This is a genomic window from Nostoc sp. DedQUE04, from assembly GCF_034530995.1.
Classification (GTDB): domain Bacteria; phylum Cyanobacteriota; class Cyanobacteriia; order Cyanobacteriales; family Nostocaceae; genus Nostoc.
Genome location: NZ_JAVRCA010000005.1, coordinates 139,706 through 156,889, shown reverse-complemented (window position 1 = coordinate 156,889; position 17,184 = coordinate 139,706). Strand labels below are relative to the sequence as shown.

Genomic DNA, 17,184 nt, shown 5'->3' with positions numbered 1-17,184 from the left:
TGAGCGATTCATCGCTCAAAGCAACGATAATTAGGACTAAAGTCCTCTCTACAAACTTTAATTGATTTACGTCTAGCTATTTATAACTTAACAGTGAGCTTTGTCGATCGCTCTTCATCTTTATGCCCCAGGTATCGCTCCCTCAATCGTTCTATCCACACCTACCTCTCACCGCTCTTGCGCCCATGCAGGATGTGACAAACCTCTGGTTTATGAAGGTGATTGCTCACTATGGCAGTCCTGACTACTTTTTCACCGAATATTTCCGCGTCAATGATACTTCACGGCTCAATCGTGGCATTTTAGCAGCCATCACCGAAAACGACACAGGTCGTCCCGTTTTTGCGCAAATGATTGGCGAAAGCATTCCAGATTTAGTCAGAACAGCGAAGGAACTTTGCAACTATAATATCGCTGGAGTTGACTTGAACATGGGCTGTCCAGCACCTAGAATTTATCGCAAAAATGTTGGAGGTGGATTGCTGCTCTTACCGGAAAAAGTGGATCGGATTTTGGGAGAACTACGGCAAGCAGTTAGCGATCGCCCTTTGACTGTCAAGATGCGCGTAGGCTTTGAAAATACAGATAATTTTTACAAAATTCTAGATATAATCAATCGCCACAGCATTGATTTGCTCTCTTTACATGGTCGCACCGTCAAAGATATGTACCACGGGGCAGTGAAATATGATTTAATCGCTGAAGCAGTTAGACGAGTCGATTGTCCAGTGCTGGCTAATGGCAATATCAACTCAGCGACGACTGCTGTTGAAGTGCTTTCTCAAACGGGCGCGGCGGGTGTGATGGTGGGACGCTGGGCGATCGGGAATCCTTGGATTTTTAATCAAATTCGGCAAGCTTTGCGCTGCGAACCGATCGCGCCCGTTCCTTTGGCGGAGGTACGCAACTATATCGATCGTTTATGGCAAACCCCCACAGCAGCAAATATGCCAGAGCGATCGCGCGTCGGCTATCTGAAAATGTTCCTCAACTACATTGCTCTGAGTGTTGACACTGAAGGTCATTTTTTACGGTTGATGCGACATACTTCTACTGAGGCAGAACTGTTTAACTTGTGCGATCGCGTTCTCCTTACCGATCTGACAAAAACTTTAGCCTTAGCACCTTCTTTGAGCGTGTGATATCATGTCCGCTTGATTGCTTATTAAACCCGAAGAACCCCACCCCGCCAAAGCTGTGCTTTGTCTCCCCTCCCCGCAGGCGGGGAGGGGTTGGGGGTGGGGTTCTTTTATTATGGGTAATTTGGCGGACATGATATGATATCGGGCGTTGTCGATTTGGTTATGATTTATGGTAAATTCAACCGCTTGCGCGCACCAAATCGAAATAAGTTATCTGGCAATATTGCTTTTAAGCGAGGCAACCATTGTGCCTCATTGCCAACACGATAGCGTAATCGTGGCAACCGACTACGAGCAGCAAATAGAATCGTCTGTGCGACTTTTTCAGGATCGTCGCCTTGTGCAATTGCTTGACTAACAGTTGAGCGAATCACATCGCGTACATTGTCGTAATCAGCGTAATTCAATGTGGATGATAACATGGCGTGGTTGAAGTTGGTCTTAAAGTAACCAGGCTCAATTAAAGATATTTTAATATTGAAAGGGTCTAGTTCCACGCTCAATGCTTCACTATAACCTTCGAGTGCAAACTTACTTGCACTGTAAAAACCTTGGCCTGGTGCGCCAATCAATCCCGCCACTGAACTGATATTAATAATATGCCCACTACGCTGCTGTCTCATAACTGGCAAAACAGCATTGCTAACCCGGACAACACCCCAAAAGTTAGTTTCAAAAACCTCCTTGGCTTGTTCTAAAGAAGTTTCTTCAATCATGCTGGCATGAATTTGTCCAGCATTGTTAATCAGTAAATCAATGCGATTAGTCCGTGCAAGCAACTGTTTGATACATGATTGGACTGAAGACTCAGAGGTAACATCGAGTGTCAACATTTCCACATCTTGTACAGTTGGATGTTCCTTGCGACTAGTACCGAAGACCCAGTAACCTTCTTGAGCAAGCTTTTGAGCAGTTAATTGCCCAAATCCAGATGATGCTCCTGTTACTAGCACGACCTTTTTATCAGTCATCGGTTCTCCTTTTGCTTGTGAATTCTTTGATACTGCGATGGATTACACTCTGCTTAATAACAGCGATCGCGTTTTTTCTAAATCTTATTCGTTATTCGTTCATTATTCATTCTCAATAAAAACATAATTTTAGCAGTCCTATACTTTGTACCTCATCTACTTGAGAGCTGCTGTATATGTTTTTATAGCAATTTCATCAGTAACACCAGAACAAAAATATCCCCGACTTCTTTAAAAAGTCGGGGATATCAAGCTTTCAATTAGGATTACCAAAGCTATTTAATCACACACCATATCACTCAAATTGCACAAGCGATCGCCCCGATACCACAATAAAACCCACAGAATCAAGTCTCAGAAGCGGCTGGCGAATTCCCTCTAGAATGGCTGCATTTAAAGCAGTTTCTATCTTCAATTCTTCAGCTAATGCGTTATCCCAACTTTGCTGATTTAAACGTAGTCGCAATTGTTCTACTCTATTGGCTAATTTCTTTTCGGCGACTTTAGCACAACTTTGACATAAGTCAATAAAATCGGGACGATTGGCAAGTAATTCTGAAGAAGCGTTACGCACTTGATAGCAAAAATTTTGCCATTTACTAGGATCAACAAAATCGTCAATAATTCCTAAGCGCTCTTTTGCTAAGTTGTAATCTCGTCCTTGATTATTGTTTTTATCTTTATATGGACGTTGCAGAATACTTAAGAGTGCTTTATCTTCAACAACCCGGATTGGCTGCTTGCGACCATCAACATAGATAGTTTCTATAATTGGTGGAAATAGAGCATCAACGCGGCGCTGCAAGTTTTTGAATTGAGAATTATCTAGTTTGTTATCTAGTAAAACTTGTTTGGCAATTTTTAAATTTGCCTCGACTACATAATTGCATTGGAAACCGAACCACTCCTTCCCTTCTTTAGCGTCCCAAGATGCATCAGTGCGCCACAGAGCAAAGGCTTCACCTCGGTCATCCCAATTGATATAGTTTAAGAGTGCTTCGATAAATCCTTCGCCAACTCGAAAGAGTTTAACACCAGCATTCTGGTTTGCCACTCTGCGATTATAAGTACCAAATTGGTCTAGATAACTCTCAGCAAAACGGTCTTTTAACTCATTTATCGGCACTAATGTCCGCGTTGTTGGTTGATAACGTCGCATCTCTGATGAATCGGGGTTATTCAGTCCTCTAAATCCCAGCGCGTCGCAAATCCAGCCTTCAATTGCTCGTTTCATTTCTAGATGACGAGCATCGTAATTATCTAGCTCTTGAAAATACTCGGTAGCAATTTCATCGTTGGCATCAATTTCATCTAGAGCATTTTGTTCGCTAATTTTGGCGATTTCTGCTTCAATTTGCTCTTGAATTGGTGAAACCATCTCTAACAATCCAGCCGCACCTGATTTAAACAAAACTGTTTCTAATTCTGCAAGTTTCTCATCAACATAAAACTGGAGACTGGCAATTGATTGTTGGAAAATACCAAACCCATCTTTTAATACTTTATACCAAGCATTGTGAGGGCTATCTTCCAAATAGGGGCCAATCAAGGCACTAGATTGGATGCCAATTTTGCTGCCAATGCGGTCAAGTCTGCCAATTCTCTGCTCTAATTGATTAGGCGACCAAGGCAGGTCAAAATGAATTAACCAATCGGCAAATTGAAGGTTACGCCCTTCTTCTCCAGAGCGATCGCATACTAAAATAAAGCAGTTGGGGTTATTCTTGAACCGATTTAAGCCTTCCTCAACTTTGTCTGGTGATTCTCCAAATTGATGGCTGGCTATTGTCTCTGCACCAAAGGTATCAGATAAATACCGGACAATTTCGCCACAAGTTTGAGCAAAACTGGTAAATACAACAAATTTGGGCAGAATATCGCCAGTAATTGGTCTTTTAATTCTCTGCTGTATCCTGGTGATGAATTCCTTTTGATTCTTCCGAACGTTTGCGGGAATTTTGAAATATGTACCTAGCTGATTCAGCAGCACTGTTTTTAAATTTTCCGTCCGTTGTCCGTCCTCTTGAGGTTGACGAATAATTTTTAGTAAGGATTGGAGAATCTCTTCTTCCCCTGAGAATTTGGGGGTTGTAGTTAATAGGCGAACATCATCTTCTTTAAACTCCTGGATGAGTTTAGCATGAGGTTTCGCAGTTAAACGCGCCGTAATTACCTGCTCTAAAATGCCTAACCAAGTACCAGCAGCTAAGAATAACAGCAGAAAAACTCGCTGATATTGCTTTTCATCAGGAGCAACACTTTGCCATTGATTGAGCAGTTCGTGGATATCAAGCGATCGCTCGTCTAAATCATACTCTTCTTTGGGCGTAAAGTTGCGGTCAAATATCACATCTTCCACCGCAGCGCGACGGTTGCGAAGCATTCGCCGATGTAGTCGATAAATATCGCTAACGTGGACGCGAATCGCTTGAACGATTTGCTCTTGTTCAGGAGAATTTGCTGGTAAATTTTCCAAATCATCCGCCAGCTTCAGTAAATACTTATCCTCAGCCAAGAGTTTTCGTAGTTGCTGCAAGTTGCTTTTGAGAATCTCTGGTTCTGCACCTTCTTTAAAAGAAAGCAGAAGTTTACCAATTTGCTGACGGCTTTCAACTTTGGCGCGAAAACCTTCTAGATCGCCAATTTTATAGGTTGTCGGGTCGAGCAAGTGCAACATCGCCAGAAAATCCTGCTCGTGATTGAGAACCGGAGTGGCAGATAATAAAAGTAAGCGATCGCTTTTATGAGCAAGTTCTTTGCAAGTCTGAAAACGCTGGCGCACTGTTGCATCCTTAGAGGTTGCCATTGCTGCAATATGATGAGCTTCATCTAAAATTAAGCAGCCTATCTTCGCTTTCAGGTTGATTTTATGAATATCTTCAACCGCCAGCACCGCTACCCGTTTGCCAAAATGGGAGATGTAAAACTTGTTTTCTAACTCAAGCCGCCATTGTTTGAGCAAATATTGCGGAACTAATACCACCGCATTTTTTTTCGGTTCATCGAGAAGGAACTGACGCAGAATCGCACCCGCTTCGATGGTTTTTCCCAGTCCCACCTCATCTGCTAACAAGTAGCGTTGAATTGGGTCTTCCAGTACCCGCCGCACTACTTCAACTTGGTGAGGATAAAGATTAATATTTGCCGAAATCAGTCCCGTCATCCCGCGACTCACAGCGCGTTGCTGAATTAAGGATTTCACGAAAGCCAATCTTTTGTCGTGGAAATAGGGCGTTTCGTGACCCTTCATCGCCAGAGTTTGGATGGGGTCTGTATTTGGTAGATTACACCGAACGTAAATATCTTCAACAGATGCGATCGCAGTTTTCTTATCTGGTAAATCAATTTGATACATTTCTGTATCATCATCCCAGATAAAAACTCTGCCCACTATCCATTTATCCTGAGTTTGGGACTTAATATAGCATCGAGCCTGGGGTTCCAGCTTAACTTGAGAGAGCGAACTTAAAGGTAAAGTTTTTTGGAGACGTTGGCCTATAGAGCAGAAATACTCAACGTTTGCATTGGTATCAGATATTTCCGTAACTTTTCCGATACCCAAAGAGTTATTCTGGGACTGTACCAATAAACCAAGCTTAATCATAGATCCAGTCCCCTGAACACACTAAAAGAACCTTCCAGACTAGTTTTTAGCCCATATCTGGCAGTTTTGTCGATCAACATTATAGATAATAACTGGTATTACAGTTTTTGTTAGAGCGATATCTACGACGGGCTACTCGGCGTCGCTCCATCACAACCAATTAATAAAATTAGCAATTTTCAGGTAAATACACCACACAGTAGAGGTACAGCATTGTTGTGCTTCTACAACATATACAGTTCAATTAAATGAAAACTGCTGTAAATTCACATTTCTCAGCAAAGTTTTGCGTAAAAGCGAAACGTTATTAAATGCAGGCTAACGCAATGGCATTGTTTGCCGATGCAATCGCATTGCAGGGTATTGCCAAACTAAATTTGCTACGAATTAATCAAATACTGTACTTAGCTGATTATATGGTGTAACAGATTTACGCTTTGGCTTGAGAGGTTGTTTGAAAAGTGGTTGACTGTGCTTTTAATTGCGTTTTTACCCCCCTTAATCCCCCCTTATAAAAGGGGGAAACAAGAAAAATCCGGTTCTCTCCCCTTTACAAGGGGAGGGTTAGGGAGGGGTAAAAAAATATTTGATACATCAATCATGACTTTTCAAACATCCTCTGAGAAGACCACGATACAATTAAGATTGTGTACATTTATTTACTATGAAGAAAATTAGAGACAACACAATTAAGTTAAATCAATTTTTAAAGTTGATGGGTATAGTGCCAACTGGAGGGCAAGCCAAGCTGATGATTCAAGGTGGTGATGTCCAAGTAAACGGGATGCTGGAAACTCGACGAGGACGGCGACTAGTACCGGGCGATAAAGTGACAATCCAAGGACAGACTTTAGAAGTGAATTTGAACAACAATGAAGACCCAGATGTAATGATAGATTTAGCCGATCAAACCGAGTAAAAAAAGTTTATCCCAAAGTTACAAGTTTCTTTTTTGCCTTGTGAGTAATGCTGCAAATTTCCAATAATGTTATTATCCCACAGACTGAGATTGAAATTACTGCGATTCGCTCGCAAGGAGCAGGAGGTCAAAATGTAAATAAAGTTTCTACCGCAATCCACTTGCGCTTCGATATTGCGGCTTCATCATTACCAGATTATTATAAACAACAGCTTTTAAAGCTCAACGATCGCCGCATTAACCAAGAAGGAGTAGTTGTAATTAAAGCCCAGGAACATCGAAGCCAAGAGAACAATCGCGAGTCAGCCTTGAAACGACTTCAAGAACTCATTCAAAGCGCAGTTGTCGTAACAATCAAACGCAAACCCACTAAACCAACTCGCAGTTCTCAAAGAAAACGCCTTGACCACAAAAGTAAGCGCGCACAGATTAAATCTAACAGAAGACAGGTGACAGATTGTTAATTCATTGATTATTTGTAGAGAACACACATATTATTCAATATGAAAAAAGATGAATAAGACATTACTAAAGATTTTGATGTTTGCGCTTTTAATCTTGTTTAGCATCTCTCCCTTTGCGGCCCTTACAGGTTTAATGCTTGTAGTGTTAGTTGCGGCATTTTTCTTTTTACTAGGGGATGTGTTTCAAGCAATTATTGGTCGCAACACCGACCCGAAAAAGTCATAAAACCAAAATTCCAAATCAAGATAGGGATTTCTCGCCGTTAAGCAACCAACTAGCGCCGTATTGGATTCAACACAGAAGCGCTATAAACAGCGTTCGTCTCGTTCCCAGTCTCAGACTGGGAATGCTGTTCTAGAGGCTCCGCCTCCCGAACTCGCGGCAGCAGCCCAATTGAAGTGCATTTCCAGCCAAGAGGCTAGAAACAAGAGTTTGACAAAGCTTTTAGCTTAAGTTGACACCTATGAACATTGTTGTGCCCTTACAAATACAGAACTTACGCAACTGGCATATTATTTTCAGTTCGTAGTGTACCCCTCCTGGGAAGCAAGCTACGCGTAGCGTCTCACAGAGAAGACTTTAGTCCTCAAAATAAGGGCTAAAACCCTTACTACAAACTACAAATCCGATTTTTTTGTGACACTTGCGTAAGTCCTAAAATAATCTGTACCTCACAAAGTTGCAATCTGCTGTAAATGTATCTATTTTAATGAAAAATATCTCTTGCGTTTGGCATAATAATATTTGAACAACTCGCTATTTGATAAATAAAAACACCTAAAATTCATTTAACTGAGGAGTAATAATTATATTTGCTGAAGATAAACACACTGAGGTCTAGTAGAGCTAAACTAAAGAAAAAGAAAAATTAAAAATTAATAGTCACAATATAATAAATGTTATGAAAATGAATTTGTAATAACTTTCATCACAGCCTAAACACTTTTTTAAAGTCAACATCAAACAGAATACATACATGCGGATAATTGGACATATCAACAACAAAAGGTACTACCCATGAGTTCCCGCGCACTGCTGTTAGTAAATCGTCATGCTCGCCAAGGGCAAAAGGGTCTATCGGAAGCGATTCAAAGTCTGAAAACATTAGGCTTTGATTTAATTGAGGAGTCTACAGAAGATCCCAAACATCTTGCTGAAGTTATACTTCGCCATAAGGATCGAGTTGACTTGGTAATTATTGGCGGAGGAGATGGTACTCTAAATGCTGCCGTAGATGCTTTAATTGAGACTCAGTTACCTTTGGGAATCTTGCCTCTGGGAACTGCCAACGATCTAGCGAGAACTTTGGGAATCCCAAATACCCTCAACGAAGCTTGCAAAATTATTGGAGATGGACATTTACAGCGTATCGACTTGGGTTGTGTGAATGGCAAGCACTTTTTTAACGTTGCCAGTATGGGATTGAGTGTAAAAATTACCCAACGACTTACCAAAGAAGTTAAGCGCCGCTGGGGAGTATTTGCTTATGCTGCCACTGCATTGCAAGTGCTTTTGGAAGCCAGACCTTTTACAGCAGAAATTACAATCAACGGTGAATTGGTTCGCGTCAAAACAGTTCAAATTGCAGTCGGTAACGGCCGCTATTACGGTGGTGGTATGGCAGTGGCTGACGATGCCACAATAGACGATCAAAGGCTAGACCTTTATAGCTTGGAGATTGAACACTGGTGGCAGGTTATATTATTATTACCTGCAATGCGACGAGGGCGACATATACATTGGCAAAGTGTACGCTCCCATCAAGGTCAAGAAATAGAGATACATACTCGCAAACCTCGCCCTATCAATACAGATGGTGAAATTACTACCTACACACCTGCTCATTTTCGGGTTATACCTAAAGCTATAGCTGTTTTTGTACCCCCAGAAAGCAAGAGTTAGGAGTCATTCAATTTTAGATTTTAGATTTTCCTGAAATTCAAAATCTAAAATTGGCAAAGTTTAGAAGTTATTCTCTCTCATCTTCCTCTACTACAAAGAGGGAACTCGCATCAACTCACGCCAAATGCATCTGAGATTTTCTCAAGATATAAAATCCCTGTTGCAACGCCTAGCCGAACAACCGCTGACTCTAGGCGATATTCTGACAGAAACCTCAGAACGGGGCTTCAGTCTGGTAATTACATTATTAGTTTTGCCTTTTTTGCTTCCTATGCCACCGGGATTAACTGGCCCATTTGGTGGTGCTTGTTTACTATTGTCAGTGCAAATGGTTTTAGGAAGGCGATCGCCTTGGCTACCGAAAAGAATCGCTAACTACAAATTTCCTCGTTCCTTCGCCCAGTTACTTTTGCAAAATTTGGGACGGCTTACCAAAGTTTTCCAGAAAATCGCCCGTCCTCGATTAGCAAAAATAGCTCATAATCCTTTGGTTTGGCGAATTAATGGGTTTTGTATCTCTTTATTAACAGTATTACTAATATTACCAATTCCGTTTACAAATCCTATCCCGACTATCGGTATTTTACTTTTGACTGTTGCCACCATCGAATCTGACGGTTTATTAATTTGCATCAGCTACGGCATTACTGCCGTGATTACTTTGCTGTTTGGATTTATTGGTTATGCATTGTGGTTAGCTCCCAGTTTACTGCCATCGATATTAAAATAATAAAAACCTTCAACTAAAAGCTGAAGGCTGTAAATTCTTAGGGTGCATCTACTATTTATTAATCCGCTTTATTTATTGCCATATCCGGGAAAATTAGACTTTTAATAAAATTTATTTTTTTCGTGAAAAAAGTATGAACAATAAAAAAGCCTTCAGCTAAAAGCTGAGGGCTGTAAATTCTTAGGGTGCATCTACCATTTATTAATCCGCTTTATTTATTGCCATATCCGGGAAAATTAGACTTTTAAGCAAATTTATTTTATTTCCGAATAAAAAAGTATCAGCAATAAAAAAAAGCCCTCAACGAAAAGCTGAAGGCTGTAATTTAATTAAGGTGCATCTACTATTTATATATCCGCTTTAGTTATTGCTGCATCAGGAAGAATTGGAAAAAATGGATAGTTGTGGAATTGATTTCGTTAGCTAAAACGGTAGTACTGGACTCAATCAGGATTACCTACGGTATTTGACTAGGTAATCATTGACTAACTTCACATTAATTTTACAATTATTTCAATTTTCCTCTGAATATACAAAGTTTCTGTTAATATCTCTGATTCGATATCCGCAATAGTACGAATTTAGTTTATTAGTTGGGTATATGACTATGAAAGTTAGATACACCCAACTTGATGAAGCGATCGCAATTTCTATTAGCCCTTGCTAGTCTTAGTATTGTCGGGGGAAGCTTTTTTCTGAGAACAACTTTTAACAGTACTAGCGAGCCTAAAATTATAACTGATACATCACGCTACAAAGAAATTCGTAATCAACTATGGTCTGAAAATGACCAAATAAAACATTTTCCTAATGAGATTCCCCCTGATGCTAAAGACGTTCGCATCGCTTACTCTCCCAAAGTTTTGCAAGGAAGTAGTTTTTTTCAAATTAGGTTAAAAGAGCCACCAAAGAAGATAGAAAAATTACTTTCACAATATAGAAATAGTGCCAAGCATAAATATATAGGTGGTGACACAAACGACCACATAAACCAACCTAACGGTGTGCCGACAACTTTCTTCTATACTAGTGATTCTCCTACAGAATCTTTTCCAGCTACTTATGAAATATTGGTATTAAATACAGATGACAAAGGTAGACCTGGCTTTAAGTGGAATCATGGAGACAGCTACGGCGTTGCTATTAATAGTTCCACTTCAGAAATTATCTATTGGTCTGAAAAATGGTAATTGGCAATTCAAAATGAATTTGAATGGCTATTATAAAAATCATTATTTGTGACCGAATTAGACGAAGCCAATGGAAGCAGATATTTTCTAATCTTAAGCATTTGGACTCTAAATTTGTATTTAAGTGGTTGCGCCAGGACGCAGAATTATCAGAAAAAATCGACTCGTCTATTCAATATACAGATGAAGAAGATTTAAGAATCTCCTATATCGGTATATTTGGAGAATTAATATAGTTTCCAAAAGTCACTAAGTCTTGCTTTTACCCTTTTGGATATATCACTTTGGGTAGTTAAAACTTATAGTCAACATAGCTAAGATTTATAAGTGCTTAAAAATTATCTGAATATGTAGAATGTCAACTGCTTTAATTACTGGTGCTTCTAGTGGTATTGGTAAAGCCTTTGCTCAAGAACTAGCTGCACGCAAGACAAATCTTGTACTCGTTGCTCGTTCTGAAGAGAAACTAAACCAATTAGCTAAACAACTACAAGAACAATACAACATTCAAATAGATGTTATAGTAAAAGACCTCACAGAACCTAATGCAGCAGCTAGTGTATTTGATGCCACAAAATCAAAGGGATTAACCATTGACTTATTAATCAATAATGCTGGTTTTGGTTACTATGGCGATTTTGCTGAAGGAGATGGAGAAAAACAAGTCAAAATCGTACAATTGAACATTTTGGCATTGGTAGATTTAACCCACAAATTTTTACCATTGATGCGGCAACGTCGTTCTGGAAGTATTATTAACGTATCCTCGATTACCGCATTTCAACCAATACCATACCTTTCTGTTTATGCTGCTAGTAAAGCTTTTATTCTCAGCTTTAGTGAAGCATTATGGGCAGAAAATTATCAGTATGGTGTGCGTATTTTAGTCACTTGTCCAGGGCCAATAGAAACAAACTTTTTTGCAGAAGCTAATTTTCCTCCAGCGCTGGCAGGTAGTACAGATAAAGTTTATTCTTGCGAAAAAGTGGTTTGGGAATCTTTAGAGGCTTTAGAAAAAGGCTATCCAACTGTTATTAGCTCTGATAGTACTACTCAAATTAGAAGCAAATTATCTCGGCTTGTACCGCGCAAACTTCTACTGAATATGTTAGCGAAACGTTTTAAAGCCTAAGTATTAAGTATCTATTTAGGAATAGAGACATGATTCATCGCGTCTGTACAAGAGTTTGGAGTTAAGAGACGCGATGAATCGCGTCTGTACAAGAGTTTGGAATTTGAAGTTAAATAAACTGATGTATTTAAAACTACTCACTCCTAACTTTTCACTCCTCACTTATTACATATATCTTGTTAATTGAACTCGGTAACGCTCTTTTTTGGTAACGGCTATTTCTCCAACTTCTAAACGCCCTTTAGAGCGAATGGCGATTAAGTCGCCTGATTTGACTTGAGAACTAGCTTGAGTAACTTCCTTCCAATTGACGCGGACATCACCAGCATCGATGAAATCAACCATTTTGCTACGGGACATACCAAAACCAGCAGATGCGATCGCATCTAATCTTAAAGAAGCCTCCACAGTAGTTAATTCTTTTTTCTTGGGTTCCCGAACCTTTAATTCTGTTAGCTCAATCTGCTGAGTTTTCACAGGAACCGATCGCACCTGTTTCAGGCTCATGGACAAAAATTCCACCAACTCTGGTGCAACAATCGCCTGCGCCCCCCGTTCTCCTAAGACAATCACATCTCCCGTCTTTTCGCGAACAATTCCTGTCCCCAACATTGCGCCTAAAAAGTCGCGGTGAGAGGCGGTATCAAACAGGAAATTACCAGCAATTTCTACGGCTACAAGGCTGACTTGAGATTGATCTAAGGGAAGTTCCGAACGAGCGATCGCTATTCTTTGGCGTTCAGCTTGCGGATATCCACCCCACGCAACTAATTGCACTTCTGTTAATCGGTTAAACACTCGTTGAATTTCTGCCAATTCTGGCGGAGATAGAAAATCTGTCAAAACCACTTCCCAAGTTTTGATCGCTTGCTCTGCTTGATCGATTGCACGAGCTACACTATCTCGATTTTCAACACCTTTTAAAAGTTCTTCTCGTGGCAACATTCTTAAAAATTATCAGTTATTAATTGAGAATTAATTTGCTATAACTATCTTGATTCTAGCTTTAATTCCCATTTCTATAGTTCTTGTCCAGATTGGGTTAACCTTTCTACTTGAGATTTGTTGGCGATCGCAGCGGCTTAAGCCATCTCCCAAGAATAGGAAAGTAACTCAAGCCGCTGTGCCGCGATCTGTAAACTATGATTTATTCAATACACAGTATTTGTATCGGCATAACCTTGGATATTTTCTGGATCGAACTGACGTAATATTTTGGTTGCTTGGCGAGTCAGAGTTTCAGAACCTTGAACGGCGACTAAATATTTACCTGCATCTAAGCGGTTGCGATAAGGTAAAGCATCACCACCACCTACAAGTAAACCGACTCCGCCACCGACAAAGACACCACCCATTGCACCACTAGCAGCACCCAGCAGTCCGCCAACAATGTGATTGCCAACTTCACCCGCCCAAGCAAAAGTATCTAAACCAGTAATCAGGCTGAATGTAAAACCTGCAAAAAAGCCAAATGGTATCAGCCAGGTTGCCATCTGTTTTGCTTGCTTTTTAGCCTGTTCTTTGGGGTCAATTAAGCCAAACTCGTCAGCCGTTTTATACCCTCTTCCCAAAATAGTGCTGTTAATGCCTTCTTTTTCTAAAGCTAAGTAAGCAGCTTCGGCTTGAATGCGGTCTGGTAATACGGCAACAAGGTAATTCATTGATTTTACAATTTGTCTAAATTTGTTTAATAGAAGTTTTGCCTTAATTAACAGCGTATCAGTCCTGGTGGATTGAACCTCGCATGACTAGAAGTCATACACCTGAATTACTCCAAGACTTACATCAGAAGTTACGAGGCTCACATCTTGCACCAAAGCACTAAAAGGACTACACAAACGCAGTGAAAGTCTTCCCACAGGCTAGTCTGTCTGCACGGACTAGGGTCAGATTAAGAGCTTTGAAGCCCCTTTGCGTCTATGTTTGCGTAGCCGCGATTTTAATCTCACGATTAAAACGCGGGCCGATCATTTTAGCAAATCTAGTGGCTCACAAAAATTGTTTACGCCTTGCTTGAGGACATATAGCAAAACTGGCGTTGCCAAAATCTTAGGAAATGTTGGCGTTGTTTTTAGATGTTCCATCATCTTCACAAGAGAAGTATTAAGCAAATCTTCTCGATATTCTGGTTCGCAAACGACCACACGCCATTTTCTAGCCAAGGCATCTAACCACTCGGAATTTGCTCTTTCTGGTTGTTGTCCTGCTCGGATAGCTAGCGTCATCGCTGCATCTTCCAAATCTCCATCACAGTCTTCAATTAAATCCAGCGCTTCCATATCGCTAGGATCGTCTGCCAATTGAGAGCGAAACTGTGCAATTTCTTGAGATGTTACTTTAGTCATGAGTCTTTGACGAGGCAAGCGAGCGAACACTCAGTTATGTTAGTCCAAATTTGACTATAGCGCTTATCTGTTAAGTCCAATACATATGTCACAAAAACAACTCTCAATACTGCTCGGGTTTTGGATTTTTAACTCGGAATTGGATTTGGGGAAAAGGTTACTGGGTTTAGGTTAAAGGTTTTTTCTTTCCCCTTTTCCCCAAAACCCGACAAGTATTGAAACAACTCTTTCCCTTCAGATTTTGTTGGCGTAATTCTTTAGCGATCGCTAAAGAATTTCTCAAAAATTACAATTTACAATATTGCTTTTTGGACTAAAAAGCCTCATCTTTCCAGTTAATACACTGAATAAATGAGGCTTTTAGCTAGCTTTTTATCAAAAACGTTACTGGAATCTGCGATCCTCTGATAGAAGGTGCAAAGTGGATTACAAAACACAACAGCAATCAAAAATACTGATTCAGTTGAGTTTCAGCTAATTAGCGGAATGCTCTGAGGGTAACAGACCGTTGTAACTGAGCTAAAGCGCGGTTGTAATCCAAAATTGCTGTAACTCGATTACCTTCAGCTTGTGTGAGGTCGTTTTCAGAGTTAATCACATCAGTTTGAGTACCTACACCAGCTTGGAATCGCAAACGCGCTAAACGTAGAGCTTCCCTGGCTTGTTCTAAAGCGGTATTAGCGGTTTGAACATTCTCCAAACTAGATTGCTGGGTAGAATAAGCTTGTTCTACCTGAAACCGAATTTGGTTGCGCTGTTCAGCAAATTGAGTTTCTGCGATCGCAATATTAGCTCTCTGTTGAGATGCTCTTGCTCTTGCTGCTCCGCCATCAAACAAACTTAGGGTTGCCCTAACTCCGAATGAATAACCATCAGTAACGCTGACATTATCATTGAACTGATCGAGCAGGTCGTAGCTGGCGACCAAACTAACTTGGGGGCCCAGTTCTGCAAGAGCCTGTCTACGCTGTTGCTCACTAGTATTGCGTTGTGCCAAAAACTGTTGCAGTTCCGGACGATTTTGATAAGCCAACACAATACTTTGTTCTAGGGTTGGGTTCCAAAGACCAGCTAATTGTACAGGGTCAGCGGCACTGATATTTATTCCTTGCGGCAAACTTATCCGAGTTGCTAATTGACGACGGGAAATCAACTGCTGGGATCTAGCATTAGTTAAATTTTGTTGGGCATTTGCTAAATTCACCTGCGATCGCAACACATCAAACCGCGTACCAACCCCAGCTCGCTCTAAAGCTTCTGCATCACGCAAACTAGCTTCAGAGTTCACCACAGCCGACTGACTAATGCGTACTTGTTCATCCGCTTGTTGCAAATTGTAGTAGTCAGTAGCAACATTCAAACGGATTGTCTCAGACTGAGTTTCTACAGCAAGCTCATAGTAACGTACCTGTTCTTCAGCCGCTCTGATGCTAGCTTGCACTCTCCCAGAACTATAAAGGTTATATGAAAGTTGTGCTTGACCAGAAAAAGATGTACTGGGTCGATCTTGGTTAGCGGCAAACGGTCCGCTTAATTCGTTCTGAAGTTGACCGCTAGAAGATTGACCACGAGTCAGATCCGTGCTAAGTCCCAGAGTGGGCAATAAAGCAGCTTGTGCCTCGCGTAGAACCGCTCGATTGCGTTCTAGCTCCAATAAGGACACCTGTAGATCGCGATTGTTACGCCGTGCCAACTCCAGAGCCTGTGCCAAAGTAATCGGCTGATTTCCTTGAAGTTGCACCTCCTCCGGTTTGGTGGGAAATTGCAGGGGATTTGAGTTAGGAATCAGGTTCTCTGGAACTTGCACCGACCCTGACGGCACAGGAGTTACGGTTCCTGGCACAGTAGAAGGTTGCACCGACCCTGACGGCACAGGAGTTACGGTTCCTGGCACAGTAGAAGGTTGCACTGAACCTCCTGGTGCAGGAGTTACAGTTCCTGGCGCAGTGATTGGCGTCGAACCTCCTGGTGCAGGAGTTACAGTTCCTGGCACAGTGATTGGCGTCGAATCTGTCGGAATCGTGGTATTACTCTGAGCCAAGCGACCAATAGCATTTTGTTGTAAGCAGGTGCTTGAGGTTAGCAGCAAAGTCAAGGAGTCAGTTTTGCTTTTGCTCAACTCCTGTGGACACCTCTGCGCTGACAACAGTTTTGCTGCTCCTGCACCTGTCGCTGAAGTTTGTAAAAATGTTTGCAACTGAGTAACAGTATTTATCTTTTGAACCACTGGCTGCTGTGCAGAAGACAGGGACAAAATTTCTTTTTGGACAGATGGGGTTTTTGAAGTATAGTTGGGAACTAGTATCTTCTTTAATTTCTGCCCAGAAGCACTCGAATTACTCTGTTTTTGGTTCTTTTGAGCTTGGGAAGAATTAGAGGTAGGTGTCAAACTAAAAAATCTACCTTTATCTTTCTTAAGTAGTTGTTTTATTGGCACAACAGTATTTTCAGCCGTAAATACTGGAATACTGTTATTACTTAAAGGTTTCACACTAAGTTTAGTAAAACCCAAAGCAGGTACTAGGGTTGGAACACTAACATTTGCACTGTTAGGCAGTTGCCTATTTTTTATGGTATCCACAACCAAGCCTTGACCATAAGTAGAAGTCAAAACACTAGGAGAAGATGCCAGTTGTATCTTAGTTAGTTTCGCAGTACCAGCCCAAGCAGGCTGAGTTGTTAAAACTGCTGCCGTTACACCAGGTAAGAAGCTATAAAATAATTGCTGTCCTTTCACCGCATCCCTCACACGAAAATCAATCTAGCGGCAGAAAACCTTTCTTC

14 protein-coding genes are annotated in these 17,184 nt (G+C 40.9%); 8 read left to right on the top strand and 6 right to left on the bottom strand.

Annotated elements, in window-relative coordinates:
- Positions 1-122: 122 nt before the first annotated feature.
- Positions 123-1,142, top strand: a complete 1,020-nt coding sequence (locus RM049_RS05325) for a tRNA-dihydrouridine synthase family protein (protein ID WP_322703425.1) — start codon at positions 123-125, stop codon at positions 1,140-1,142.
- Positions 1,143-1,309: 167 nt separating this feature from the next.
- On the opposite strand, the gene RM049_RS05320 is transcribed toward RM049_RS05325, so the two are convergent.
- The gene (locus tag RM049_RS05320; RefSeq protein ID WP_322703424.1) at positions 1,310-2,113 is read right to left on the bottom strand and encodes an oxidoreductase; all 804 of its coding nucleotides are present in this window, start codon (positions 2,111-2,113) and stop codon (positions 1,310-1,312) included.
- A gap of 295 nt (positions 2,114-2,408) precedes the next feature.
- Positions 2,409-5,717 (bottom strand): protein DpdE, encoded by a 3,309-nt coding sequence (gene dpdE, locus RM049_RS05315; protein ID WP_322703423.1) that lies wholly within the window; start codon positions 5,715-5,717, stop codon positions 2,409-2,411.
- Positions 5,718-6,381: 664 nt separating this feature from the next.
- Here dpdE and RM049_RS05310 point away from each other — a divergent pair.
- The 7 genes from RM049_RS05310 to RM049_RS05280 all read left to right on the top strand — a co-directional run bounded on the left by RM049_RS05310 (position 6,382) and on the right by RM049_RS05280 (position 12,055).
- Complete coding sequence (locus RM049_RS05310; protein ID WP_322703422.1) at positions 6,382-6,636, top strand: RNA-binding S4 domain-containing protein; 255 nt, start codon at positions 6,382-6,384, stop codon at positions 6,634-6,636.
- Positions 6,637-6,683: 47 nt separating this feature from the next.
- Positions 6,684-7,100 carry an alternative ribosome rescue aminoacyl-tRNA hydrolase ArfB gene (arfB, locus tag RM049_RS05305; protein ID WP_289797303.1) on the top strand — a complete coding sequence of 139 codons (417 nt, stop codon included), beginning with the start codon at positions 6,684-6,686 and terminating at the stop codon, positions 7,098-7,100.
- Between the two features lie 49 nt (positions 7,101-7,149).
- Positions 7,150-7,326: a hypothetical protein gene (locus RM049_RS05300; protein ID WP_322703421.1), complete on the top strand. Its 177-nt coding sequence runs from the start codon at positions 7,150-7,152 to the stop codon at positions 7,324-7,326.
- A gap of 792 nt (positions 7,327-8,118) precedes the next feature.
- A complete protein-coding gene (locus RM049_RS05295) occupies positions 8,119-9,003 on the top strand; it encodes a lipid kinase (RefSeq protein ID WP_322683419.1) in 885 nt (294 codons plus the stop codon).
- A gap of 124 nt (positions 9,004-9,127) precedes the next feature.
- Positions 9,128-9,733 (top strand): exopolysaccharide biosynthesis protein, encoded by a 606-nt coding sequence (locus RM049_RS05290; RefSeq protein WP_322670823.1) that lies wholly within the window; start codon positions 9,128-9,130, stop codon positions 9,731-9,733.
- A gap of 632 nt (positions 9,734-10,365) precedes the next feature.
- Entirely contained in the window at positions 10,366-10,923 is a 558-nt protein-coding gene (locus RM049_RS05285) for a hypothetical protein (RefSeq protein ID WP_322683418.1), read from the top strand.
- A gap of 355 nt (positions 10,924-11,278) precedes the next feature.
- A complete protein-coding gene (locus tag RM049_RS05280) occupies positions 11,279-12,055 on the top strand; it encodes an SDR family oxidoreductase (protein WP_322687904.1) in 777 nt (258 codons plus the stop codon).
- Positions 12,056-12,220: 165 nt separating this feature from the next.
- Here the strand turns inward: RM049_RS05280 and RM049_RS05275 are convergent, their stop codons facing one another.
- From RM049_RS05275 to RM049_RS05260, 4 genes are all read right to left on the bottom strand, one after another.
- On the bottom strand, positions 12,221-13,000 hold the full coding sequence (locus RM049_RS05275) for a photosystem II S4 domain protein (RefSeq protein WP_104909074.1): 780 nt from the start codon (positions 12,998-13,000) through the stop codon (positions 12,221-12,223).
- Between the two features lie 206 nt (positions 13,001-13,206).
- Positions 13,207-13,716, bottom strand: a complete 510-nt coding sequence (locus RM049_RS05270; protein WP_322663882.1) for a hypothetical protein — start codon at positions 13,714-13,716, stop codon at positions 13,207-13,209.
- Positions 13,717-14,022: 306 nt separating this feature from the next.
- Positions 14,023-14,400, bottom strand: coding sequence for a hypothetical protein (locus RM049_RS05265; protein WP_322670819.1), 378 nt, complete (start codon positions 14,398-14,400; stop codon positions 14,023-14,025).
- Between the two features lie 478 nt (positions 14,401-14,878).
- Positions 14,879-17,137 carry a TolC family protein gene (locus RM049_RS05260; RefSeq protein ID WP_322703420.1) on the bottom strand — a complete coding sequence of 753 codons (2,259 nt, stop codon included), beginning with the start codon at positions 17,135-17,137 and terminating at the stop codon, positions 14,879-14,881.
- Between the last annotated feature and the right edge of the window lie 47 nt (positions 17,138-17,184).